This window comes from Cupriavidus yeoncheonensis, from assembly GCF_905397275.1.
GTDB classification, from domain to species: Bacteria; Pseudomonadota; Gammaproteobacteria; order Burkholderiales; family Burkholderiaceae; genus Cupriavidus; species Cupriavidus yeoncheonensis.
In genome coordinates, this window is the sequence record NZ_CAJPUY010000005.1 from 295,379 (window position 1) to 318,226 (window position 22,848).

The window sequence follows — 22,848 nt, forward strand, 5'->3', positions numbered from 1 at the left end:
AACGACGCTTCATGGCCGACCACGGCCGGCGGAGTGGAGGCGGACGCCGACCGTCTGTTCGCGATCCTACCGTCATTCATAACATGCCGCTTTGATCTCCCGCCACGACGTCCTGCACAGTCGGGTCTCGTGCTACGTCAATGGGGCTCAGCCGATGCGCGGCGCATCGAAATAGTCAGCGCGCACGGCAGCCCCGATCATGTTGACGATCAGGCGTCCCGCAGTGATCGACGTAATGTTGTTCACGTCGGTCGATGGCGTAATCTCGACGATGTCCATTCCCACGACTCGTCCCTTCTTCACAAGGCCGTGAATCAGTTGGCGCATTTGCACATAGGTGATACCTCCCAACGCCGGCCCGGCAACGCCAGGAGCAATTGACGGGTCGAGGCCGTCTGCATCGATGGTCAGATAGTAACGACCGCCGTCGGCGATGCGGTCGAGTACCGATTGCATTCCCTTCTCATGAACCTCATAGGCCGGGATCAGATGCGAGCCATAGGCTACTGCTGCATCGTAATCGGCTTGGCGGCCGCTGCCCTGTGCGCGCAGTCCAATTTGGAAGATCTCGCCAACATGTTCCATTTCGGACGCACGACGAATGGTGCTCGACAGACCTTCACGAACGCCATTGATTTCTTCTCGCCAGTCGAGGTGAGCGTCGATATGGACAAGTGTGATGGGACCCTGGTCGTCGTAGGCGCGCAGTACGGGGATGGGGATAGCGTGGTCACCACCCAGGATGATCGGCATGGCACCGGCCTTCAGGATCTTCCGGACAGCCTCCTCCGAACGGGGGCCATGCGTGCTGAGATCACGTGGGTCAGCGGGGACATTGCCGCAGTCCACCACCTTCAGGGCCCGGTTGTCATAGATCGGGCCACCGACGTCGAAGTCATAGTGGTGCAGTGCACGGCAGATGCGGTCGCTCATGGCACGAATGGCATCTGGCGCCTTGCTCTGGTCGTTGCTGATGTGTTCAGCGACATAGGCTTGGCCGAACGGTATGCCAAGAATGGCGACATGGGCGTCCAGTTGGTCGAGATCGGTACAGATCGGCGACCAGAGAAAGCTCTGATGCTTCCTGGAAGGAGGAACAGTCAACGGAAAGCTCAAAATTTGCTCCATTTTTGAGTGCAAGAGCCCGCGCGACGCAGAAGAGGCGTCACGGCAGAGGGGCAAGGAATCGGGGAGAGTTCGTGAAGATCGAGCGATTACCGATCTTCGATTACGTGCTCGAAGAGATCCGACTTGATCGGACCCAGCGCGAAGCTGTATATGAGGCAGCCAACAAGGGCAACAATTGATGCGGACACCAAACCTGGTGTGAAGGAACCAGTCCTGTCTTTGAGGAAGCCGATGACCACCGGGCTGGCGAGCCCTGCAAAATTCGCGACGCAGTTCTGAAACCCGGCGATCGTCCCTACGATTGAACGCGACCCCCGTGGAGATACATCGGCAGGTAAGGCAAGTATGGCGGACGTTGCGGCGGAGACACCAAAGAAGGCAATCGACAGGAGCGCGAGGGCGAACCACGCCTGCGGGACAATGCCTGCCAGTCCAATCGTTGCGCTCAACGCCATACCGACAACGATGCAGATCTTGCGCCCGAAACTCAGACCATACCGGGTCTCTGCAATCTTGTCGGAGGCCCATCCGCCGACCCAGGAGCCGACCAGCCCCAGCAGACCCGGCAGGATCCCGAAGAATCCGAGTTGGAGAAGCGAGAAGCCACGCTCCTTGACGAGGTATGTCGGATACCACGTAATAAAGAAGTAGATTACGTAGCTCTGGCAAGCGAAACCGAGGGACATTGCCCAGATCGTCTTTGACTTCAGCAGCGAGCGCCACTTGATGCGTACTGACGAGATCTTCTCGTCTGACTTTCCGTGGTTGATATGTTCGACTTCGGCCTTGTTGACGAACCGACACTGGGACGGAAACTCGGTCGCAGTGAGCAACCATACTGCCGCCCAAAGGAATCCGACCAGGCCGGTGACAACGAATGACGCCTTCCATCCAAATCCAGCAATAATCGCTGTGCACAATGGAATCGCGATGAGCGTGCCGCCACGGGCGCCACTGTCGTAGATGCCAGTCGCCAGCCCTCGTTCGGTCGGGGGAAACCACCGCTCGACGAACTTGGTTGCCGCAGGGAACGCGCCGGCTTCTCCCACGCCAAGCATCAGACGGAGGCCGAGTAGTCCAGCGCTCGAACGGACGAAGCTTGTTGCGATCGTGAACGTCGACCACCAGACCACCGCTGCTGCAAATACAACCCTTGCGCCGAGGCGATCGACAAGCGCGCCGGCAGGGATCTGGAACGCGGCATATGTCCAGAAAAATGCACCAAGAATGAATCCGGACTCGGCGGCGGAGAGATTAAGTTCCGCGTTCATGTAGGGTAGTGCCACGGACAGATTCGCTCGGTCCATGTAGTTCGTCACGATCGCAACAAATGCGAGACCGACCATGAACCATCTATAGCGTGTCGGCTTTGGCGCGACAATCGCCGCCGGCTGTGCTGCTTCCATTGCATCTCCTCGGGCTTTCTAGCCCTTTCTTTCGTGGCTTCGGTTTCTGGCAGGCGGGGCCGGGATCCAGTCGTCGGCACTACCCGGTCCAATCCGAATATTCGGGGGACCCGTGATCACACCAGTGCTCTCGTTCTCGGCGGCGGGTAGATAGAATTGCACACCACGTGTGATCGACATTTCGAGGCCGTTCATCGAGGTCGCGTTGCTATGCCGGCGAGCGAGGCCCTATTCTGATAGCGATTTGTCGAGGTGAAAACTGCCAAAACTTGCACCCATGATTACGAAAATTGACACGAAGGACCATCTGCCAGACGGACTCATCGAGCGCGACCTGAGAGGCCTCCGCATTTTCCGAGTTGCGGCAGAGGCCAGAGGGTTCGGCGCTGCAGAGAGTCGGCTGGGCATGAGCCGCGCGACGATCAGCCGGCGTATCAAGGAGGTGGAGTCGAAGCTGGGTACGCCATTGTGCACACGGGGCCCTCAGGGCTTTGAACTTACGGAAGCCGGGCGAGCGGTGCTGGGGCTGACTGCGGAGGCTCTCGACGCACTGGATCGCATTAAGCCGCACGTTGATGCCTTGCGAGGTCTCGTAAGCGGAGATTTGGCTGTTGGTATAACCGACCACGCATTCAGCAATCCGGCTTGCCGCGTTTCGGATGCGCTGCAGCAACTCAACGAGGCGGCTCCTGGTGTTCGTCTCGAGGCTCACACGCTGACAATCAATGAGCTAACAAGAGCCCTGCTTGAAAGACGGATTCACGTGGCCATCCAGGGGGTTCACGTGCGCACTGCTTCGCTGCAATACGTCGAGCTCTTCCAAGAGACGCACTGCATATACACACTCAATGCCTCTGCTATCGGCCGGAGCCGCCCGCCTTTGGTCAACCGCATTGGTCAGCCGTTCGTGCAGAACGCGCTTAGCGAACTTGGGTTCGAGCGAGGGCCAGACGCAGTTGGACTTGACTCGGTCGCACTGTTCGTGTGTTCGGGGCGGTTTAGCGGCATTCTCCCGCGCCACTATGTTGATCAACTCGCAGCGCGGGTTAAGCTGGAAATTGTTCCTGGTACCCCGCAGTACACGGTAACCTTCTGTGCTGTGACAGACCGCACGCGCCCCCTACCTCCGAGCGGAGCGCGGTTTATCGAGTTGCTTAGGGCGCTGCATCCGAAGCTTTCGTGAGCAGGCTTGGGCCAGAAGCATTGGCTGGCATACTGATGTGCCAATCGTGCATCGTCACGCCGGAGTTTCAGACAGGGATCTTCACGTCGGAGTGAAATCCTGCTGCCAAACGTAGTGGCTGTCGGCTGCTGGCAGCATGCGGCCCGACGCAGAGTACAACCGAGCGTTCCTCCCGGACCGTCCCGCGTGGGGCCGTAGCCGACCCATCTCAGCCGCTGGGACTTGAAAAGGATTTGGCCGCTGATGAGCAGACGTCGGAGAGAGCAGCAATGCCAGAGAGCATCCATTAAGACGCATCCCACATATTCGTGACAGTTCCCGCAGCACGCATGCGCCGCTGAACCGCCCAAAATAGAACTCTGATTGCGAAGCTGCTATCGGCGCTCACGCGCCGTACCAGTTCGATAGGCGGATCCAATCTGAGCCCTAGTTCAGCAGCGGAAGCATACCCAACGACCTGCTCCCGCGTGATCGTGGACTGAAGTTGCCTGTCCAGCAGGACGTGTAGAGCTTGTCGATAGCGTCGCTCATTGAAGCCTGGCCGAGCCGCCGCACGCGCCTGCCGGTGGAATTCGTTGCTGCAACATCTAACCTCCTGCAATAGGTCCAAAAGTCTGCCTTGAGGAGATTGGATGTTCATACCAGGTCTTGTGCGGCCACTTCGTTCTATGCCCCGATATTACAGAGGCTCGATCTCGTGAAATACGTAGCTTTAGTAGGAAATGTGGTGACGGGCATCCTGCTGATGCCCTTTGCTGCACATCGACGACGCGGCCCGCTGCAAAAGGGGCGTGACAGGGCATCCGCTGCTCGTTTATGCCCGTCAGTGTGAAAATCTCCGCCCTTTTTCCTATGAGACGTACATATGCGGACGGCATGTCGGCCCATATGCTTCGGACTGTGCCGGACGGCTCAGTGCAGACCTCTCCGGCGTCACGAGAACCCTCTCACCGTCGGAGCCCGCATGTCGAACCACCACGTGATCCATCTCATCTCAATCGTCGGCCCGACCAATGTACTGGTCGGCGAGGACACCCAGTCCTTCGCCACCGACTATCGAGGTGTTTTCCGTGGACAAGCCCTTGCGGTGGTCAGACCGGCGTCGACTGCGGAGGTGAGTGCTGTCGTGGCGTACTGCAGCCAGAACAATATTCCTGTAGTGCCACAGGGCGGCAACACATCGCTACTGGGTGGCAGTGTGCCGGATGCGAGCGGCACCGCCGTCCTGCTGTCGCTGACTCGACTCAATCGGGTGCGTGCCGTCGATTCGCTGAACGCGACGATGGTCGTCGAGGCGGGCGTTACGCTTCACGCGGCTCGTACTGCCGCTGAGGCAGCTGGGGCGCTGTTTCCGCTTCGCATTGGCTCGGAAGGCAGTTGTCAGATTGGTGGCAATCTCTCCACTAATGCCGGCGGTACGGCAGTGCTTCGGTACGGCAATATGCGCGACCTCGTCCTCGGCTTGGAGGTTGTGCTGCCGAATGGCGAGATCTGGAACGGCTTGAGGGGGCTGCGCAAGGACAACGCTGGCTATGACCTCAAGCATCTCTTCATCGGCACCGAGGGCACGCTTGGGATCATTACCGCAGCCGTCCTGAAGACGTACCCGATTCCCCGGGCCAAATGTGTCGCGATGCTTGGTTCAGCAAGTGCCGACCTCGCTCTGGAAGCATTCGGTCTGTTGCGACAGCGTCTTGGCACGGACGTCACGGCATTCGAACTGATCTCGTCGGACGCGATGGCGTTGGTCCTCGAGCATCTGGGTCGGCAGACATCACCGCTTCCGACGACTCACCCCTGGTATATCCTCGTTGAAGTGTCGTCGACCTCGTCGCAGGAGGTTGCTGAAGCCTCCTTCTATTCAGCGCTGAGCGAGGTGGCCGAGAAGGGGATGATTGACGATGCAGCCATTGCGTCCAACGAAAAGCAAGCTGCCGACTTCTGGCTCATTCGCGAGGAGATATCGGACGCACAGACCCGTACGCGTGGCAGCGTGCGTTGCGATATCTCGGTGCCGCTGTCGAGCATCCCAGGTTTCATCCGCGAGACCTCGGCAAAGGTGACGGCCGTTGCGCCCTCGACGCGCATGGTCATCTATGGCCATGTTGGTGACGGCAATGTCCACTTCAATCCTCTGCGCCCCGCGGAAATGACCCCCGAGGACTACCTCGCCCAGCACGAAGACGCGATTATGAAGCTTGTCGATGACGCCGCAATGGAGCTTAACGGATCTATTTCCGCGGAGCATGGAGTCGGAACCGCCAAGCGCGACGAGTTGCTCCACGTACGCAGCGAGGTTGAACTGAAACTCGCGTGGAGCGTTAAACGTGCCCTGGACCCTGCCAACCTGATGAACCCGGGGAAAGTGCTTCCCCTCATGCCCACGAACTGAGCGTTCAAGTCCCAATGGAGACGCCCATGTACAACACAAGCACGCAGATCTTTCGCGCCTTCGCTGACGACATTCCTGGTTTCGCACCGGCCCTGAACTACACCAGGGCAGATGTGGATACCTTGATACAGATTCTGCGATATTCCATCGACAAAGCCGTCGCAGAGACCTATTGAAAAGGAGCAATGATGAAACTGACGGATTTCAAGGTACTGACCTTCGACTGCTACGGCACCCTCATCGACTGGGAGACGGGCATTTATAACGGCCTGGTACCGCTGATCGAGAAGGCCAGCTATGCCGGCAAGGGCCGCGACGAGATCCTCGAGAACTACGCCAGGCACGAGGCCGACCAGGAACTGATGACCCCGGGCCTGGCCTACTCGGCGCTGTTGGCCATCGTCTATCGCCGCCTGGCGAATGAATGGAACGTCGGCGTGACCAACGAAGAATGCAATATCTTTGGCGCGTCCGTTCCCGACTGGCCCGAGTTCCCGGATTCGGTCGAATCGCTGCGTTATCTGAAGCAGCACTACAAGCTCGTGATTCTATCCAACGTTGATCGACTGTCGTTCCGTAGCAGCAATGCGCGGCTCGGTGTCGAATTCGACGCGATCTACACGGCGCAGGACATTGGCTCCTACAAGCCGAGCCCGAAGAACTTCGACTACATGCTGGGTCGTCTGAGCCGTGACTTCGGACTGGAGAAGAAGGACATCCTGCATACGGCTCAAAGCCTGTTCCATGACCATGCACCAGCGAACGACTTCGGCCTGGCATCGGCATGGATCGATCGCCGCCATGCCGACAGGGGTTGGGGTGCGACGATGCCTCCCCCGGGCACGCCAAAATTCGACTTCCGCTTCGAGAGCATGGCCGCGCTGGCCGAAGCTCACAAGGCCGCGCTGAAGGCCTGACGGCGCTCAGTTGCGAAGTGCTGGAGCTGGCTAACCGCCAGCTCCGGTCATCCCCCGTTACTACTGCCGACGCGACATGGGCTAGCGCGTGCTCGCACATGCCCGCCACGGCTCGTACATGCAGGTAATGTCAATGTTCTCTCTGAAAGACCCTGGTCTGCTGCGGCAGCAGGCATATGTCGATGGCCGGTGGCGTGCCGCGGAGTCCGGCAAGACGCTGGACGTGATCAACCCGGCGAACAGCGAACCGCTCGGCACTATTCCCGCCTGCGATGCCGCGGATACGCGCGCCGCGATCGAGGCGGCAAATCGCGCGCTCCCGGCATGGAGTGCGCTGACTACGCATCAGCGCGCTGCGGTCCTGCGCAAGTGGCGCGAACTCATGGTGGCTCATGCCGACGACCTCGCGCTGATCATGACCCTGGAACAAGGCAAGCCACTCGCCGAGGCGCGTGGCGAAATCCTGTATGGGGCGTCATTCGTGGAGTGGTTTGCTGAGGAGGGCATTCGGGCCTATGGCGAAACGATCCCCGCTACACAAGCGAGCCGTCGGATCATCACGAGAAAGGTTCCGGTCGGGGTGTGCGCAGCGATCACGCCGTGGAACTTCCCCAATGCCATGATTACCCGCAAGCTCGCGCCGGCGCTGGCCGCTGGCTGCACCGTCGTCGTGAAACCGTCCGAATTGACGCCGTACTCTGCACTTGCACTGGCGGAGCTTGGTGAGCGCGCTGGCATTCCGGCCGGCGTCCTGAACATCGTGACTGGGATGCCGCAGGGCATTGGCGGCGAACTGACCGGCAACCCGATCGTCAGGAAGCTGACATTCACGGGCTCAACTCAAGTCGGCAAGCTGCTGCTGCGCCAATGCGCAGATACGGTCAAGCGTGTGAGCATGGAGCTCGGCGGCAACGCTCCCGTCATCGTCTTTGACGACGCTGACCTCGATCAGGCGGTCGCGGGCGTGATGGCGAGCAAGTTCCGCAACAGCGGGCAGACCTGCGTGTGCGCCAATCGCATCTATGTGCAGGCGGGCATCTACGATCGCTTCTCGGCACGTCTGAGCGAGGAAGTTCGCAAGCTCAAGGTTGGAGCCGGGACGGAAGATGGCGTCTCTATCGGTCCGCTGATCAATGAAGCCGCGCTCAAGAAGGTGGTTTGCCACGTGGAAGACGCTGTGGCACAAGGCGCGAAGGTCATCGTGGGCGGCGCGTCGTTGTCGCGAGGCCAGCAGTACTTCGAGCCGACGGTCGTCGCTGGCGCTACGGACAGCATGTTGATTGCCAGCGAAGAGACGTTCGGTCCGGTTGCTGCCCTGTTTCCCTTCGAGTCCGAGGCGGAGGTCATTCGACGCGCCAATGACACGCCGTACGGTCTGGCCGCTTACCTCTTCTCCAGGGACGTCAATCGTGTGTTCCGCGTCAGCGAAGCGCTGGAATACGGCATGGTCGGGGCCAACACGGGCGTCATTTCCTCCGCCGTTGCACCTTTCGGCGGCGTAAAGGAGTCTGGGCTGGGTCGCGAAGGATCGCATCACGGAATCGACGAATTCCTCGAAGTGCAGACGCTGCATCTGGAAATCGTCTAACTTGCGACTGGCAAGGGCCCAAAAGGCTCTTGCTCACGGAAAGAGAGAACCTGCACGTAGCTGGCTCTCCTCTTTTATGTCACTTCCCCTTGGGCGGGGTGTTTCCCCTACCACCTCCAGAGGGGTTGCCGGTCCGGCTTGGCCAGTTTGGGTTGCTCGGTGTCGACGGTTGCTGGTTTGTGTTTGGGGAGGTCACTGTGGTGCTCCTTTGCGGCTGCAAGGTCCTTCACTGTAGAACACCTCGCCGGCATTGCGTCCCTTCAACGATCGCAGGACACGCCCTTGGCTAGAACACCTTGCTGCCATTCGGAACGTTGCCTTCTGCCGTAAGCAGATTCACGACCCCAGGCTCTGATTCCACGCCCATGACGAGGACCTGGGACAGAAAGCCTGCGATGCGTCGCTCGCCAAGCTTCGTGGCACACACCACTTTCCTGCCGACCAACTCGTCGCCCGTATAGCGGCTAACGTACTGGCCGCTGGATGTCAGCGTGCCAAGTTCGCCGAGATCAATCCACATCTTGTAGGCCGGCTTACGGGCCTTCTCGTTCAATTCGACCCTGAGTACGGTGCCGACTCGCATGTCGACGCTCTGGAATGCTTCATAAGGTGTCATCGGTGTATGAATTCCTGCTTGTGTGATCGTGTGATTCAATCTCTAGCCTTCGCTTGTGAGCTTGTACAGAGCGACAGCTACCTGCAACTCGAAGCGGTTGGCCTGGTCTTCCAGGGCGGAACCCAGAAGTGATTCGATGCGTTCCAGTCGGTAACGGAGCGTACTGATATGGACGCCTAACCGCCTGGCCGTATTGGCAAGTTGAAAGCCCTCGGCGCAAAGCGCTTCCAGGGTTTCCAGGAGCGCCTCGCCTTTCTTGTCATTCAGCAGCGGGCCAATCTTGCTTTGAATGAACAGTTCCCTGGCATCGGCGTCTCCCATTAGCGCCCTGGGAAACATGACTTCCTGGAAATGATGGACTTTGCCAGGGCGAAGCATTGGAACCAGCGACTGGACATCCTGCCCGCCCTGCGCCATGCCGATGATTCCACGATGCACGCGGCTGACCGCAAGCGCGGCGCCTCGGCTGCCAAGCGACTTCCACAAAGGCTCCGGCTCGGCTTCTGCCGCCATCAGGAACGTGATCTGATTGAGTGACACAAGAATAAGCGGTGGTTGCCCTGAGTTCTCCAAGTACCTGCGCAGCCTTTCCACCCAGCGCTCGCGACGGAGAAAGCCTTCTTTGGAAAGCGGCAGCGGCTCGTCTAACAGCACGAGGCATACCCGGTAATTGCCAGAAGGGTCCCAGCCGCTCAATCGGGCGCGCTCCAAGGCGGTGGGCGTCTCTTCGAACTTTCCCTCGAGCAACGAACCGACCAGCGCGTAGCCTAACCGTTCCTCTTGCAGATGGAGGGCCCGCATATGCACGAGATGCAGCGCGGCAATAATCGAGGCATGTTCCGTTGCGCGGATGTCAAGCTCACCCAATGGTGCCTCTCCACCGTCAACGAAGATAAACGCAGCGATCTCCCCGCGAATACGAATCGGACATCCCAATCGCTTCGGTACACCCACTTCCGGCATGGCATCCAGGAGAAGGGGGCTCATGCTGTCCTGGATCTGGCGAAGGATGATCCGGTTGTTCAGGAGCCGGAGGTACCCTCGCTCTCTCTCACCACGCTCCTGCTCTGGCCGAGTCTCATCGCTGGATCCAAGCGGCAGGCCATCCGTGTCAACGAAATTCACGGCGCGGTTCAGCAGCTTGCCAAGCGCGCGAGCCAGATCCCCGAGCGTATTCGCGACAACCGCGGCGTGCGTCAGCGAGCGATGGATTTCGTCAGAGCGTTCAATTATTTCGCCTTGAAGGCGGATGATGCTCGAATGGATCTCTTCGGTGATCGAGCTAAACGGTATGTCCCAGTCGATTTCGAGCAGGGGCAGACCGACATCATTCGCCGCGAGAGCGGATGCCGAGGGAAAGTGCTCCAGGAAATTCGGGACTGCGAGCACGACACCGGCCAGTCCGCGGTCATGGAGATCCCTGATGAGCTGGTTGGCTTTTCGTTCGTCCTGTGGCCAGTTATAGCCTGTGGACAAGAGCAGCTGGCCGCGCTGTACCCATGCAGCGATATCCGGGTGATCCACCATATGGACCCACCGTATCTCGTTTGTCAGTCCTGCATGCCCAGCGACAACCCGTGCTCCCCGCAGGACTGTCGACTCAAGGGCTGTCGTGATGTCCATAACCCTCCATGTAGCACGCCGAATTTCCGTCAGCATAGCGCGAGTGCAGCAAAAGGCAACTCTCAGTGGTTCCGCGACGGCTCTTGTGCGGCGCCTAGCGCGCCAGGATCGCCTCTGCAAAGCTGCGCATGTCGTCGAACTCAGTGTCAGGTACCGCTTCAGCCTTCGGAACGGCGCCGAAACCCGGTTTGCCGCGACGCCGATTGATCCAGACGGTCTGCAGTCCCAGCGCCTGGGCCGGGACGTGGTCGTGGTACAGGCTCTGAGCGACATGCAGGATCTGCGATCGAGGTGCGTCTATCCGGCCTAGCATCACAAGGAAGTTGTTCAAGGAGGGCTTATAGCTGCGTGCCTGCTGAGCAGTCACAACGTAATCGAACTCGATCTTCAGGTGCTTGTTTGAGAGCGAGAAGAACTCGTCGTCACCATTCGTGATGACTGCCAGCCGAAAGCGCTTCTGAAGCGCAAGGAGGGCTGCCCGCGAATCGGCAAACGTTGGCCAGTCACCGACGGAATGCGAAAAGGTGTCGAGTTCATGTTCCGCGGGGGTGAACCCCAGATCTGCCGCGATGCGCCGCAGCGATTCCTCAAGAATTTCCCGATACGTGAGGTAGGGACCTGCCTCCAGCGCGGCCTCATGCGTAGCGTATCGCTCCAGCATCTCGTCTTCGCTGATCGAAGATCCGTGGTCCTGCAAAATGGGTCCCAATGCATCGCAGATGCCCCGCTCCCAATCGATCAGCGTGCCATAGACGTCTAAGGTCAGCACCGTCTTGCCGGCAAAATTGCCGGCAACATCTTCCAATTGCCTGTCGCTTGCGAAACTGTCGGGGGGCATCTTGACTCTCAGTTATCCGCGGACCTTGGCGATGGCTCGGTCAAGGATAGCAATGGCCTCGCGCGCGTCGTCGAGCTCGGTGTTCACCGGGGCGAGCAGGCGAACGTTGTTGCGATGTACGCCGCACTTGATCACCAGAAGGCCATCATCGCGGCAGGCATCAATCACACGCTGAGCGAAATCAGCATCCGGTTGGTGCGGGTCGCTGTTCCTGACAAACTCCATCGCCAGCATCGGGCCCACGCCGCGAATGGTACCAATCTCCTTGTACTTGTCGGCGAGCGCGAAGAGGCCGCCGCGCAAGGTCGTGCCCAGTTCGCGCGCGCGCTCGGTCAGTCTTTCTTCCTCGAACAGGTCGAGAACCGCGAGTGCCGCTGCGCATGCAAGCGGGTTGCCTGCGTAGGTGCCGCCGAGGCCACCAGGAAGCGGGGCATCCATGATTTCGGCACGGCCCACGACGCCGGACAGCGGCAGGCCACCCGCCAGGCTCTTCGCCACGGTGACGAGATCGGGCTGGATGCCGGCCTCCTGGAACGCAAAGAGTTCGCCAGTGCGACCGAAGCCCGTCTGGATCTCATCGGCAATCAGGACGATGCCGTGCTTCGTCGTCAACTCCCGCAGCTTCTTCAGGAAATCCGAACCGGCTGCCAGGAAGCCGCCATCGCCCTGAACGAGTTCGAGAATGATCGCCGCTACACGGTCTGGAGCGATTTGCGTCGCAAACAGGTCATCGAGCGCTCGCAGTGCATCGTCGCCGCTGAAGCCGCGATACGGGTCGGGGTACGGCGTGTGATAGACATCGCCCGCGAACGGCCCGAAGTTCTGCTTGTACGGCGTGCTCATGCCGGTCAGGGTCATGCCCAGCAGGGTACGGCCGTGAAAGCCTCCGCGGAAAGCAATGATGCCCGGCGCATTGCGATAGGCGCGGGCGATCTTGACTGCGTTCTCCACTGCTTCGGCGCCGGTAGTCAGAAACACGGTCTTGTAGGCCTCCGAGCCGCCCACCAGTCGATTCAGTCGAGCTGCGAGTTCGATGTAGACGTCGTAGCCGGCGACCTGGAACGCGGCATGGCTCACACGCTCAAGCTGCTGCTTCACGGCAGCTACGACTCGCGGGTGGTTGTGGCCGACATTCAGCACGCCAATGCCACCAACGAAGTCGAGATAGCTGCGGCCATTGACGTCCCAGACGCGCGAACCATGAGCCCGGTCCACGAAGATCGGATGCGCGGTCACCACGCCGCGAGCCACGTGCTGCGAGCGCGCCGCAGCCAGATCGTTATGAGTGCTTTCCAATGCCATGTCCTGTCCTGTTGTCGTCAACTGTGGAGTGCGTGGCCGGCATCCGGCCTGGTTGCCCTTGCTTTCAAGGGGATGACACCATCTTAGGATTGGCACTTTTGTCGGACTACCTACGTTCCATACGGGAAGGGACCGGTGTTCTCGTACGATTCGTACATCTGAGTCTGAGGAAGCAATCGACTTGGGACAATATTTTCGCCGCACTTCAACGGTGCGTGGGTTCAAGCGCCTCGCCTCAGTCACGCTACGCATCCAACAGGCCGCTGTGCGAAAAATCGCGGCAAGACAATAACTTGGAAAGGGGGGCGCCCGCCTTCCGGTCGGCTCGTCCCTCATCTTCTTCGCACCTCTTCTCAGCATTTACCCGCACCGATTGTGGGATGTCCTACTGAGCGTCGGACGGGCATGCGAATCCTTCCTGCGAAACGTAGATAGGAATGCATCGGGCGCTGGGATTGAATGACCGGTAGCTCGAGTTGAGCAAGAACGAGTGTGCCGACACAAGCATCGGATCACACACTTCACCCGGCCAAGACAAAGGAGTGCGAGATGGAGATCGCAGCAACAATGGAGGCTTCGCAGGATGAAGCCAAGAGGCGGCGGCGAGCAATTACTGCCACCATTCTGGGAAACGGATTCGAATGGTTCGACTTCATGGTGTATGGCTTCTTTGCCATCACCATCGGGCAACTGTTCTTTCCGACCGGCAACGAACTGACGTCGTTGCTACTGTCCGTAGCCACCTTCGGCGTGGGCTTTGTCGTGCGACCAATCGGCGGCATCCTGATCGGAATGTACTCGGATCGGGTCGGGCGCAAGGCGGCCTTGTCCCTGACCATTCTGCTGATGGCGGGGGGCACGGCATTGATTGGCATCGCGCCGACTTATGAACAGATCGGCATCGGGGCGCCGATCCTGATCATCATCGCGCGACTGTTGCAGGGGTTCTCGGCCGGTGGCGAGATGGGAAGTGCGACCGCATTCCTGACCGAGCATGCACCTGCAAACCAGAAGGGCTATTACGCAAGCTGGATTCAGAGCAGCATCGGCTTTGCTGTCGTGCTTGGCGCTGCGGCTGGCACTGTGCTTACCTTGTGGCTCACGCCCGAAGAGGTGAAGGCGTGGGGGTGGCGCATTCCGTTCCTGCTAGGCATCCTCATTGGGCCGATTGGCTTCTACATCCGCAGCAATGTCGACGAGACGCCGGCATTCCTGGCTACGACGGAGAAGGTAAAGAAGCCGTTCAGCGAGGTTCTCTCAAACTTTCCGCGCGAGACCTTCACGACGTTCTCCATGGTCATCCTGTGGACGGTTTGCATCTATGTGCTGCTGTTCTACATGCCGACATATGCCGTCAAGACGCTGAAGATGCCGCAATCGATGTCGTTTATCGCCGGCGTGGTGGGTGGTCTCATCATCACCGTGCTGTCACCGTTTGTGGGCGCACTGTCTGACCGTATGGGTCGCAAGAAGATTCTGGCGCTGAGCTCCGGCGGCATCCTGCTGCTTGCGTACCCAATGTTTGCGCTGGTGGTATCCGCACCGACGCAAACCAACCTGGTCATCTTCCAGACCGTCTTCGGCATTCTCATTGCCGGCTATACGGGTCCGATCCTGGCCGCGTTTTCGGAGATATTCCCGACGCGGGTGCTGTCGACGGGGTTATCGGTCGCCTACAACATCGCTGTCATGACCTTTGGCGGGTTCGCCTCGCTGATCCTGACCTGGCTGATCGCCACGACGGGTAGTGCCATGGCGCCGGCCTTGTATGTCATTGCCGCGGCCGCAGTCAGCTTTGCGGGTGTGACACTCGGCTTCCGCGATCGCACCAAACCAAGCCTGTAACAACAACATCGTGAGGATACCTATGAAGAGACACGTCCTTGGCATGGCCGCATTGGCGGCCCTCGGCCTGGCTTTCGCCAATTCGGCCGTCGCGCAGGTGCAGGAGATCAAGCTGGGCTTTGCGGCACCGATGACTGGCAACCAGGCCCAGTACGGAAAGGATATGCAGAATGGCGTCACGCTGGCACTGGAGGACTTCAATGCCACACATCCTCGCATCAATGGTCAGGAGATCAAGTTCGTTCTGGTCTCGGAAGACGATCAGGCGGATCCGAAGGCGGGGTCGGTGGTCGCCCAGAAGCTGGTAGACGGCGGCATCAAGGGAGTGCTCGGACACTTCAATTCGGGGACGAGCATTCCGGCATCAGGCGTGTATAGCCGTGCCGGTATTCCGCAGATCTCCATGGCTACTGCCCCGGAGTACACCCGACAGGGCTTCAAGACGACCTTCCGGATGATGACGTCTGACACGCAGCAGGGAAGCGTGGTCGGCGCGTATGTGGTCAATAAGCTCGGGGCAAAGCGCGTCGCCATTGTCGACGACCGTACGGCCTATGGCCAGGGCCTGGCTGACGAGTTCGAGAAGGCTGCGAAAGCCGCCGGCGGCACCATCGTTCGACGCGAGTTCACCAACGACAAGGCTGTGGACTTCAAGGCCGTGCTGACCAACTTGAAGCGCCAGTCTCCCGATGTGGTGTTCTATGGCGGAGCGGAAGCTCAATCCGCGCCGCTGGCCAGGCAGATGCGAGAGCTGGGCATGAAATCTGTCCTTGTGTCTGGCGAAATGTCGAAGACCGAGAACTTCATCAAGCTGGCCGGGAACGCCGCAGATGGCACTTTGTGTTCGCTCGCGGGCCTGCCGCTGGATCAAATGCCCGGCGGTGCCGGGTACAAGCAGCGCTATGAAAAGCGCTTCTCGGGCCCGGTGCAGACCTACTCACCTTATGCATACGATGGTGCCATGGCAATGATGAAGGCAATGGTGCAGGCGAACTCGTCTGACCCGCAGAAGTACCTTGCTTCTCTTGCTGCAACCTCGACGCCAGGCGTGACTACCAGGCAGATCGCATATGATGCACGCGGCGATCTGAAGGAAGGCGGGATTACGATCTACAAGGTCGTATCCGGAAAGTGGCAGCCTGTCGAGAGTCTCGCCGGGAAATAGAACGAGGCGCGGACGACAAGAAGGCCGGACATAGTCCGGCCTTCTTCCTTGATGGACGAGCTCCAACCTAATCGTATCTGGGGCGTGCCAGCTCGATGGCTTTGCTCCCGGCGGTGCGCGCGGACACGGTCATACCAGGAATCTGCGGGGCGAGTTCGATAACTTCGCTCTCCGAAGCGTCCCTGCAGATCACGACAAGGCTGGAGCGTTCTGCATCAAGCTGGTTCAGCCTCCGAGGTGTATCGAAATGCTGCCCGATGCCCTGGATGAGCAATACATCGCCACCTTCCAACCTGACCAAGCCTTTGGTTCGCAGCAACCGGCTGTCGAAGTAGAAGGCCAGGTTCTCCAGCCACGCGGCGACATGGTCCCAGGGCAGTTCGTGATCCCATTGCAATGAGAACACCTTGATGCGCGGATGCTGCGATTCATACCGCCCGCCTGGCACATGGCCCGCGTCGCTGAGCGGTAGCGCGGCAGGCACATCGAACGCTGCGCGAGCCCGGGCCTCCGGGGAGGTTTCCACAATGATCTTACCCATCGGTCCCATGGACTTTACTTCGGTTGCCGCGTCGGCGATTTGCTGGGGACTGACAAGGTCGGTGCGCGTCAGGACGATCGTATGCGCTGCGCCTACCTGCTGCGCGAGCAAGGAAAAGTCCTCAGGTGCGACGTGCCGGTCGCAAGCGTAGGTGGTCACTACCCGGACACGCATGCCAAGGCCCGCGAGCGCGCTGAGGCTGCGCATCACGCCGCCAGGATCGGACAGACCACTGCACTCGAGGATGATCTGTGTGTAGGGTTGCTGTCCCGACAATCGTCGCTCCCGAACCAGCGCATCGATTGTGTAAGGCAAATCGTTGGTAAGGCTGCAGCAGACGCATCCGTTGCTCAGTGTCGCCATGGGAACGCCATCTTGCAACGCGAGGACGGCACCGTCGATATTCACCTCTCCGACATCGTTGACAATGACGGCGACGCGGCCAACGTCGGAACAAGCGAGGTATGCAGATAGAAGCGTCGTCTTGCCACTACCAAGAAACCCGGATAACACCGTGAAATCGCACTGTTCAATCATTGTCACTGCGCCCCGGACGCCTCGGATATCTTGTACGCTTCTACCATACCCTCGACGTCCCTCAGGAGTTCTGCGCAGTCGAACACCACGCCATCCTTGATGGTGTAGCGCAGGCACCGATCCCATCTGCCTTGTTGCTTCACCTCGTCGAGTCTTAGCGCCCCTGTTCCGTAGAGAAGTTTGAAGTCATCCAGGGGATTGCTGTCATGAATCAGGATGTCCGCCCGCTTTCCGACTTCGATGGAACCGGTCAGGTCGTCGATGCCGAGAAGATCTGCTCCATGGGCGGTCGCGGCACGCAGTACTTCGAGCGGGTTGAAGCCGGCTTCCTGAAGCAGTTCCAGTTCCCGGACATAGCCGAAGCCATAGACCTGGTACATGAATCCGGAATCGCTACCCGCGCATACCCTGCCGCCGCGATTCTTGAAGTCCCGCAGGAAGTGCATCCACAGACGGAACGTCTCTCGCCATTCGACTTCATTTTGCGTGCTCCAGCGATACCAGTAGGAGCCATGGCCACCGCGATGTGGCTCGAAGTAGCGCATGAGGTTGGGCGCAGTGTAGCGTTCATGCCAATCCGCGCGTCGGGTCCTCATCAGGTCCCGGTTCGCGTCGTAGACGTTCATCGTGGGCACGAATGTATGGCCCGCTTCGATGAAGCCGTCGAGCACTTCCTCCCACTTGGCACTGCCGGGCTTCGCAGCCTGCAGAAAGGTCGTTCCCGCAGTGGAAAAGCGAAGGTACTCGTCGTTGTAGTGATAGCCAGACGGGAATGCTTGCACCGTCTTGTCGTCGAAGAGCGCTTCGGGTAGTCCGTACGAGTGCTCCGAGCTTGTCAGTCCCCACTTGGCTGTGGTGAGTGCGTTCATCCGGCTGACGGCCAGGGTCGCGTGGTGGCAGCAGGTCCGAAGGCCAACGTTCCGGGCTTCGTCCAGTGCGGCCTCCATGATGGCCGGCGGGGCGCCGAAGAACTTGACGCCATCGGCTCCCTTGTCTGCGAGCTGGCGCATCCATTCCCGGGCTGCCGCCGGTGTATGAATCGTTTTCAGGTAATCGTTGATGGCGGGGAAGTAGGCATAAGCGTAGAGATTTGGCGCGGCGATTTCATGCGCGGCAGACGCATTTTTTTGTTGGAGCGTCCAGGCCAGGCCGTTGAAGCACCCTGTCTCGCGGACAGTCGTGACGCCGTGCGCAAGCCAAAGCTTGTAGACGTAATCAGCAGGGGGCATCTCGCCCATGGAGGCGTGGAAGGGAGCGCCGACATGCGCATGGCTGTCGACAAAGCCGGGGGTCACGAATCGACCTTCGCAGTCAATCTCGAATTCGGCTTCAGCAGGTCGGCGGTCTGGCTTGATGGGCAAACCTGGCGCGCCCACACTGACGATATCGATGATGGTGCCACCTTCAACGACGATATCGACCAATCCCCAGGGTGGCGCCCCGGTGCCATCAATCAGCGTGGCGCCACGCAATACCATGCGCTGGTAGGGTCCAACACCACGATCACGGCCACGCGCGGCGGTGACGCCGGGAAGTCTGTACTTTGCGAAGCCGGCCACAATCTCCTCGCCGATCTCGATCTTTGGCTTATCCATCTTGAATTCCTGTTTCTGCTGTGTAGGAGGGCTTCGCGCGCGAGGGGCGACCGCCAATGGCAACTGCCAGCGTCACCAGAGCCGCGCCCAATGCGGTCGCAATCTCAAGACCGCGGCCAAGGAAGACGCTGACGAATGTGGTTGATGCGATCGGCACCGCATACGCGATCAATGCAATCTGGTGTGGAATACCCTTCTTCATGGCGTGGTCCCAAAGATAGAAGGCGCCGCCCAGGGGACCTATAGCCAGATATCCCAACATCAGCCATTGCCCAGACGTAGGTGCGCCAAATTTGCCGCCTAGCTGCCAAACGTCGAGATCGGGGAGAGCACTCAGGGCCAGGTACGCAACAAGTGAGCCGATCCCGGCCAGTAGGCAGTACAGGGAGACGGCGGCGGTCGGTATCTCGGGGAATTTGCCGGACCAGACTGAGTAGTACGCCCAGATTGCGGCCGACATTAGCGCGACACTCAATCCACCGATCTGCGAACCCTGTATGGAAACGGTAGGTGCGAGACAAACACAGGCGGCCGCGAAGCCAAGGATTCCCGCAACGATGTGGCGAACCTCGATCCTCACGCCCTTGAGCATGATTGGCGAGAACAGCATGATAAGGAGCGGCCAGAGATAGTGAAGCAGGTTCGCTGCGACGGGATCGGCGGTGCGAAGGCTCACGAAATAGAGTGCGTGATAGCCGAACATGGCCAGCGCACCCACTGCAACTGAAAGAAGGCGCAGCGAACGCCATGGAACCCATGGCAAGCCGATGAGGCCGCCGCCGGCCAACCCGATTCCTGTGGTAAGCAGCGGCGACAGTTGCGAAATGCTCACCACGGACACGGCTAAGGTGCTCCAGATCAGAAGCGCGCAGATGGCCATAGTCATGGCGATCTGCGCCTGGCGCGTCAGTGAGAACGGGGCCTTCGTTGCCTCCGGCAAACGGTCGGCTACGAGTTGACCGGATGCCTCGGGGCTCATGCGTCTGCGACTCCCGGAAACAGGAAGACGGGAGCGGCGACAGACGCTAAGCGATCGATCGCTGCGGTTACATCCTGCCCTACGGCTTCCTGCGCGCAAAGGAAGGCGAAAGCGCCTACCGTCTTTCGGCATACGACCACGGGGATGTTAACCAGCGTCTTTGTACCGAATGACCGTAGCAACTCATGGTCGGGAAAATACTTCGCCAGCGCTTCGTTGCCGGATGCGACCAGAACCTGCTGGCGCTCAAGCACATGACGTGACCAATCGCTTCCGCTCAGATGCTTCCAACCGCCCACGGGGTAAGCTGAAGGAATGGTGGAGAAGATGCGTCTGACGTCCCCTATCGCTTGTGACTTTCCGTCCGGCGCGATCTTCGAGACCAATGCAGTCATCTGGAGGTGCGGCAGCGCCTTATCCACCGCCAGTGCCCACGCTCGGAGAGCTGCCTGCACCGAATCGGCATTCCGAATGCTAGCCATAGCCATATCCATTACGCCTGCCGGTTCCGGTACTGCGCTGGCTGCCGGCTGCGCGCTTGCGGTCAATGACGGTGCCAATAGGCCGGTGGCGGCGCTTAACGTGAAGTGGCGTCGATTCACAGGAGTCTCCTCGCGTAGTTTGCGTCAGGATAGGCTCCCGGCTCCGGCTCCTCATCCTGCGTCCAGTAGGAATGGGTGCGCGCATTCTTCTACGGCTGGTAGGAGTCCCGTCGTGGGTCGTGCTTCGCGTAGAAAATCCGACCGCGCTTTTCGTTGCTTGCCTCCGAAGATATGGGAACGAGTGCCGGCTACCATCTAGACATCACTTTTCAACCCGCTCTCCTCGGGGTGAGAGGTGTTTGTCACCCCAAGCCTGGTAAGCCCGCGGCCAGGAGTCGGCGGTATGGTCGTGGAGATTGGTGATCTGGTGGCCTGTGGTGTGGACAGGCCACCAGCCTTTCTTGGCAGAAATGTCGTTGTGGCCGCATCCACTGCGTTGACCAATTGAATCCTCAACGCACAAGCTGTCACTCAACGCTTACGCGGCAAAATGCCTCGCGTATTGCGTGGAGAAGTAACGCCGCGTCGTCCGCATGCGGGGATCCCGGCAGCATTGAAGAACATTTCGATTTCAACCAACCACCCCTTCTTCGTGCAGCTGGAGAGGTGACCGATGTCTTTTCCATTCCGGCCACTCAGTGAAACACACCGAAGGGCTGGCCGACTTCTGCCGGCGGAGGGAGGTGACACGTTCCTTGGCCGCGACACCATTTGCTTGTCAAGGTTGAATTTCATACGGTGCAGACGTCGACAAGCGCTGATCGACCATGGCGCCGCCGACTGTGAAGTGATACAGGCTTTGCCAGGCGTGATCCTTGATTCCGAGCATGGCATGCATTTCATCATCGAAAAAGCAGCCGATCCCCGTGGCGCGCACTTCGATGGCTTCGGCTTCAAGATAGAGCGCCTGGCCGAGCATGCCGCATTCCCAGAAAAGATGGCGGTAACGCCATGGCTGCTTCATGGCGATTTCGAAGTTTGCGAGCATCCCCAGCGCAAAGCAGGAATCGGCGGCGATATCCTGGTGACAACTGATCAGCTTTGCCACCGCGCGTAAATCGAAAGGCAGTAGGAAATAGAGTGGCAGATGGTCTGGTCCAGTCCTTTGCCACAGCCATTCCGGGCGCATGGCCCGCTTGAGGTCAGGCAGCGCTGCGGAATTCCTCACCAGCAGATACAGGCCCGGCTCCAAACCGTCCACGCGGTGCACAAACAGCGCCGGATGCACCGCTGCAGGAGACGTCAGCGCGTTCCATGGTGGCGTGTCGCGACTCGCCAGCAGGCTTTCCAATTGTTCGCCTTGAGCGGGCGCCTGCCTGGCCTTGCGACACGATTTGAACGAGCGGAACTGACCTGCTGCAATTTATGGCGGGCCGTATTCGACTGTGGATTCAACCGGTCGATGCAACACACAAGAGACTGCGCGAGCAGTGGAGGTGCTGCAAATGAAACAGAGGCGGCGAATCGACTACACCGAATGCCGGCGGGTGCCATCCCGTTGCGCACTGGGGATAATCAGTGCACGTAACCCGACACACCATCCCACAGCAGCTTCATGGCCGTGAGCACCAGCAAGCCGTAGCAGGCCTTGTACATCTGGCGTTGGTCCAACCTGGCATGCAGGCGCCAGCCCAGCCAGACGCCAGAGGGAATGGCAAGAAGGCAGATCGCCATCAAGGTCCAGACGGCACCCATTGGCTTGGCCAGAACAAGCCATGGCACCGCCTTGACGACGTTGCCTACCGTGAAGAACAGGCTGGTCGTCCCGGCATAAACCTGCTTGCCAAGGCCGAGCGGCAACAGGTACATCGCCAGCGGCGGTCCACCAGAGTGCGCGACCATGGTGGTGATACCCGACGTCACGCCGGCGGCGACGGCCTTGGGCGATGAGCGCGGGCGCACTACGACCTCTCCACCGCGCAAGAACCACAGCCCGACGAAAGCCAGCGTGACTGCTGCCATCACGATGGCGATCGCGTGGTGGTCCAGCACCTTGAACAATACGTAGCCGACCCCAATGCCGACCACCAGCCCGGGCACCAGCAGCAGGAGGTCAGGCCTCGACCATGTGGATGGCTTCCAGTAACGCAGACTGAACAGATCCATCGCGATGAACAGGGGCGCAAGCAGGCCGCCCGCTGTCACCGGGTCCATGACGAGCGACAGCAATGGAATACCTACGATGGCAAAGCCACCACCAAAGGCGCCCTTCATGAAGCAGATCAGGAAGACACCCGCGAAGGTGATGAGGATGGTGGTGGCGTTCAGTTCCATGTTGCCCGTTTCCCTTCATCGACAGAAAGCGAGCCCATCGTAGTCCGGCGCGCCATGACAATCAAATTATTGTCATGAATACATTGCGATGCGCCGGGAGTGCTGCCAGCACAGGTGACCTATCACCCGGGGGCAGAACGGTATACGGATTACCCTGCGCTTGCCTGACCGTATGAATAGACACTCTCAAGCCTCGCGCCAGCAAGGCTTTCCTTTGGACGAGCCGTCCAGCCAACGAAGAGATTTGTCGACGATACGACCGTTAGGGCAACGCTGAACAAGCCTCTGAATTGACGCTTGGCCGGTTGATCAAAGGGTATTTCGCTGGGGAAGCGACTGTTATTCGCGTCTTCCTGCCCTTGCGGGCTATAAAAGCG

Annotated in this window: 20 protein-coding genes; 7 read left to right on the top strand and 13 right to left on the bottom strand. The window is 59.6% G+C overall.

From position 1 onward, the window contains the following. Positions 1-147: 147 nt before the first annotated feature. Positions 148-1,128, bottom strand: coding sequence for an agmatinase (locus KHO22_RS09280; protein ID WP_211946818.1), 981 nt, complete (start codon positions 1,126-1,128; stop codon positions 148-150). Between the two features lie 86 nt (positions 1,129-1,214). Then, positions 1,215-2,534: an MFS transporter gene (locus KHO22_RS09285; RefSeq protein ID WP_211946819.1), complete on the bottom strand. Its 1,320-nt coding sequence runs from the start codon at positions 2,532-2,534 to the stop codon at positions 1,215-1,217. Positions 2,535-2,811: 277 nt separating this feature from the next. Between KHO22_RS09285 and KHO22_RS09290 the strand changes: the two genes are divergently transcribed. The 5 genes from KHO22_RS09290 (at position 2,812) to KHO22_RS09310 (ending at position 8,614) form a co-directional block, all read left to right on the top strand. After that, positions 2,812-3,717 carry a LysR family transcriptional regulator gene (locus KHO22_RS09290; RefSeq protein WP_211946820.1) on the top strand — a complete coding sequence of 302 codons (906 nt, stop codon included), beginning with the start codon at positions 2,812-2,814 and terminating at the stop codon, positions 3,715-3,717. A gap of 964 nt (positions 3,718-4,681) precedes the next feature. Next, positions 4,682-6,109: an FAD-binding oxidoreductase gene (locus KHO22_RS09295; RefSeq protein WP_211946821.1), complete on the top strand. Its 1,428-nt coding sequence runs from the start codon at positions 4,682-4,684 to the stop codon at positions 6,107-6,109. Between the two features lie 26 nt (positions 6,110-6,135). Further along, positions 6,136-6,285: a hypothetical protein gene (locus KHO22_RS09300; protein ID WP_211946822.1), complete on the top strand. Its 150-nt coding sequence runs from the start codon at positions 6,136-6,138 to the stop codon at positions 6,283-6,285. 12 nt (positions 6,286-6,297) lie between these two features. Beyond that, a complete protein-coding gene (locus KHO22_RS09305) occupies positions 6,298-7,026 on the top strand; it encodes a haloacid dehalogenase type II (protein WP_211946823.1) in 729 nt (242 codons plus the stop codon). 133 nt (positions 7,027-7,159) lie between these two features. Beyond that, positions 7,160-8,614, top strand: coding sequence for an NAD-dependent succinate-semialdehyde dehydrogenase (locus tag KHO22_RS09310; RefSeq protein ID WP_211946824.1), 1,455 nt, complete (start codon positions 7,160-7,162; stop codon positions 8,612-8,614). A 286-nt stretch (positions 8,615-8,900) separates the two neighbouring features. Here the strand turns inward: KHO22_RS09310 and KHO22_RS09315 are convergent, their stop codons facing one another. Genes KHO22_RS09315 through gabT form a run of 4 tightly spaced genes read right to left on the bottom strand, consistent with a single transcriptional unit; the run spans position 8,901 to position 12,993 of the window. Next, complete coding sequence (locus tag KHO22_RS09315) at positions 8,901-9,269, bottom strand: tRNA-binding protein (RefSeq protein WP_230426806.1); 369 nt, start codon at positions 9,267-9,269, stop codon at positions 8,901-8,903. A 3-nt stretch (positions 9,270-9,272) separates the two neighbouring features. Next, positions 9,273-10,889: a PucR family transcriptional regulator gene (locus KHO22_RS09320; RefSeq protein ID WP_338031330.1), complete on the bottom strand. Its 1,617-nt coding sequence runs from the start codon at positions 10,887-10,889 to the stop codon at positions 9,273-9,275. Between the two features lie 58 nt (positions 10,890-10,947). Continuing rightward, a complete protein-coding gene (locus KHO22_RS09325) occupies positions 10,948-11,691 on the bottom strand; it encodes a haloacid dehalogenase type II (protein WP_211946826.1) in 744 nt (247 codons plus the stop codon). Positions 11,692-11,703: 12 nt separating this feature from the next. Further along, a complete protein-coding gene (gene gabT / locus KHO22_RS09330; protein ID WP_211946827.1) occupies positions 11,704-12,993 on the bottom strand; it encodes a 4-aminobutyrate--2-oxoglutarate transaminase in 1,290 nt (429 codons plus the stop codon). A gap of 549 nt (positions 12,994-13,542) precedes the next feature. Here gabT and KHO22_RS09335 point away from each other — a divergent pair. Continuing rightward, on the top strand, positions 13,543-14,838 hold the full coding sequence (locus KHO22_RS09335; protein WP_211946828.1) for an MFS transporter: 1,296 nt from the start codon (positions 13,543-13,545) through the stop codon (positions 14,836-14,838). Positions 14,839-14,860: 22 nt separating this feature from the next. Next, positions 14,861-16,003: a branched-chain amino acid ABC transporter substrate-binding protein gene (locus KHO22_RS09340; RefSeq protein ID WP_211946829.1), complete on the top strand. Its 1,143-nt coding sequence runs from the start codon at positions 14,861-14,863 to the stop codon at positions 16,001-16,003. Positions 16,004-16,070: 67 nt separating this feature from the next. Here the strand turns inward: KHO22_RS09340 and KHO22_RS09345 are convergent, their stop codons facing one another. From KHO22_RS09345 to KHO22_RS09375, 7 genes are all read right to left on the bottom strand, one after another. Beyond that, positions 16,071-17,081 (bottom strand): CobW family GTP-binding protein, encoded by a 1,011-nt coding sequence (locus KHO22_RS09345; RefSeq protein ID WP_211946830.1) that lies wholly within the window; start codon positions 17,079-17,081, stop codon positions 16,071-16,073. Between the two features lie 2 nt (positions 17,082-17,083). Further along, complete coding sequence (locus tag KHO22_RS09350; protein ID WP_211946831.1) at positions 17,084-18,676, bottom strand: amidohydrolase family protein; 1,593 nt, start codon at positions 18,674-18,676, stop codon at positions 17,084-17,086. Continuing rightward, positions 18,669-19,562, bottom strand: coding sequence for a DMT family transporter (locus KHO22_RS09355; protein WP_211946832.1), 894 nt, complete (start codon positions 19,560-19,562; stop codon positions 18,669-18,671). Before KHO22_RS09355 ends, KHO22_RS09350 begins: the two co-directional genes overlap by 8 nt. Positions 19,563-19,651: 89 nt before the next feature. After that, positions 19,652-20,257: a hypothetical protein gene (locus KHO22_RS09360; protein WP_211946833.1), complete on the bottom strand. Its 606-nt coding sequence runs from the start codon at positions 20,255-20,257 to the stop codon at positions 19,652-19,654. Between the two features lie 658 nt (positions 20,258-20,915). Beyond that, complete coding sequence (locus tag KHO22_RS09365; RefSeq protein WP_230426807.1) at positions 20,916-21,488, bottom strand: SagB/ThcOx family dehydrogenase; 573 nt, start codon at positions 21,486-21,488, stop codon at positions 20,916-20,918. 224 nt (positions 21,489-21,712) lie between these two features. Further along, entirely contained in the window at positions 21,713-22,471 is a 759-nt protein-coding gene (locus KHO22_RS09370; protein WP_211946834.1) for a sulfite exporter TauE/SafE family protein, read from the bottom strand. Between the two features lie 149 nt (positions 22,472-22,620). Next, positions 22,621-22,848: hypothetical protein (locus KHO22_RS09375; protein ID WP_211946835.1), on the bottom strand; the 228-nt coding region annotated here is incomplete at its 5' end.

What these genes read in the sequence shown, in the direction of transcription:
- KHO22_RS09280 (WP_211946818.1), bottom strand. Translation starts at nt 1,128, where the DNA reads ATGGAGCAAATTTTGAGCTTTCCGTTGACTGTTCCTCCTTCCAGGAAG.
- KHO22_RS09285 (WP_211946819.1), bottom strand. Translation starts at nt 2,534, where the DNA reads ATGGAAGCAGCACAGCCGGCGGCGATTGTCGCGCCAAAGCCGACACGC.
- KHO22_RS09290 (WP_211946820.1), top strand. Translation starts at nt 2,812, where the DNA reads ATGATTACGAAAATTGACACGAAGGACCATCTGCCAGACGGACTCATC.
- KHO22_RS09295 (WP_211946821.1), top strand. Translation starts at nt 4,682, where the DNA reads ATGTCGAACCACCACGTGATCCATCTCATCTCAATCGTCGGCCCGACC.
- KHO22_RS09300 (WP_211946822.1), top strand. Translation starts at nt 6,136, where the DNA reads ATGTACAACACAAGCACGCAGATCTTTCGCGCCTTCGCTGACGACATT.
- KHO22_RS09305 (WP_211946823.1), top strand. Translation starts at nt 6,298, where the DNA reads ATGAAACTGACGGATTTCAAGGTACTGACCTTCGACTGCTACGGCACC.
- KHO22_RS09310 (WP_211946824.1), top strand. Translation starts at nt 7,160, where the DNA reads ATGTTCTCTCTGAAAGACCCTGGTCTGCTGCGGCAGCAGGCATATGTC.
- KHO22_RS09320 (WP_338031330.1), bottom strand. Translation starts at nt 10,889, where the DNA reads ATGCTGACGGAAATTCGGCGTGCTACATGGAGGGTTATGGACATCACG.
- KHO22_RS09325 (WP_211946826.1), bottom strand. Translation starts at nt 11,691, where the DNA reads ATGCCCCCCGACAGTTTCGCAAGCGACAGGCAATTGGAAGATGTTGCC.
- gabT (WP_211946827.1), bottom strand. Translation starts at nt 12,993, where the DNA reads ATGGCATTGGAAAGCACTCATAACGATCTGGCTGCGGCGCGCTCGCAG.
- KHO22_RS09335 (WP_211946828.1), top strand. Translation starts at nt 13,543, where the DNA reads ATGGAGATCGCAGCAACAATGGAGGCTTCGCAGGATGAAGCCAAGAGG.
- KHO22_RS09340 (WP_211946829.1), top strand. Translation starts at nt 14,861, where the DNA reads ATGAAGAGACACGTCCTTGGCATGGCCGCATTGGCGGCCCTCGGCCTG.
- KHO22_RS09345 (WP_211946830.1), bottom strand. Translation starts at nt 17,081, where the DNA reads ATGATTGAACAGTGCGATTTCACGGTGTTATCCGGGTTTCTTGGTAGT.
- KHO22_RS09350 (WP_211946831.1), bottom strand. Translation starts at nt 18,676, where the DNA reads ATGGATAAGCCAAAGATCGAGATCGGCGAGGAGATTGTGGCCGGCTTC.
- KHO22_RS09355 (WP_211946832.1), bottom strand. Translation starts at nt 19,562, where the DNA reads ATGACTATGGCCATCTGCGCGCTTCTGATCTGGAGCACCTTAGCCGTG.
- KHO22_RS09370 (WP_211946834.1), bottom strand. Translation starts at nt 22,471, where the DNA reads ATGGAACTGAACGCCACCACCATCCTCATCACCTTCGCGGGTGTCTTC.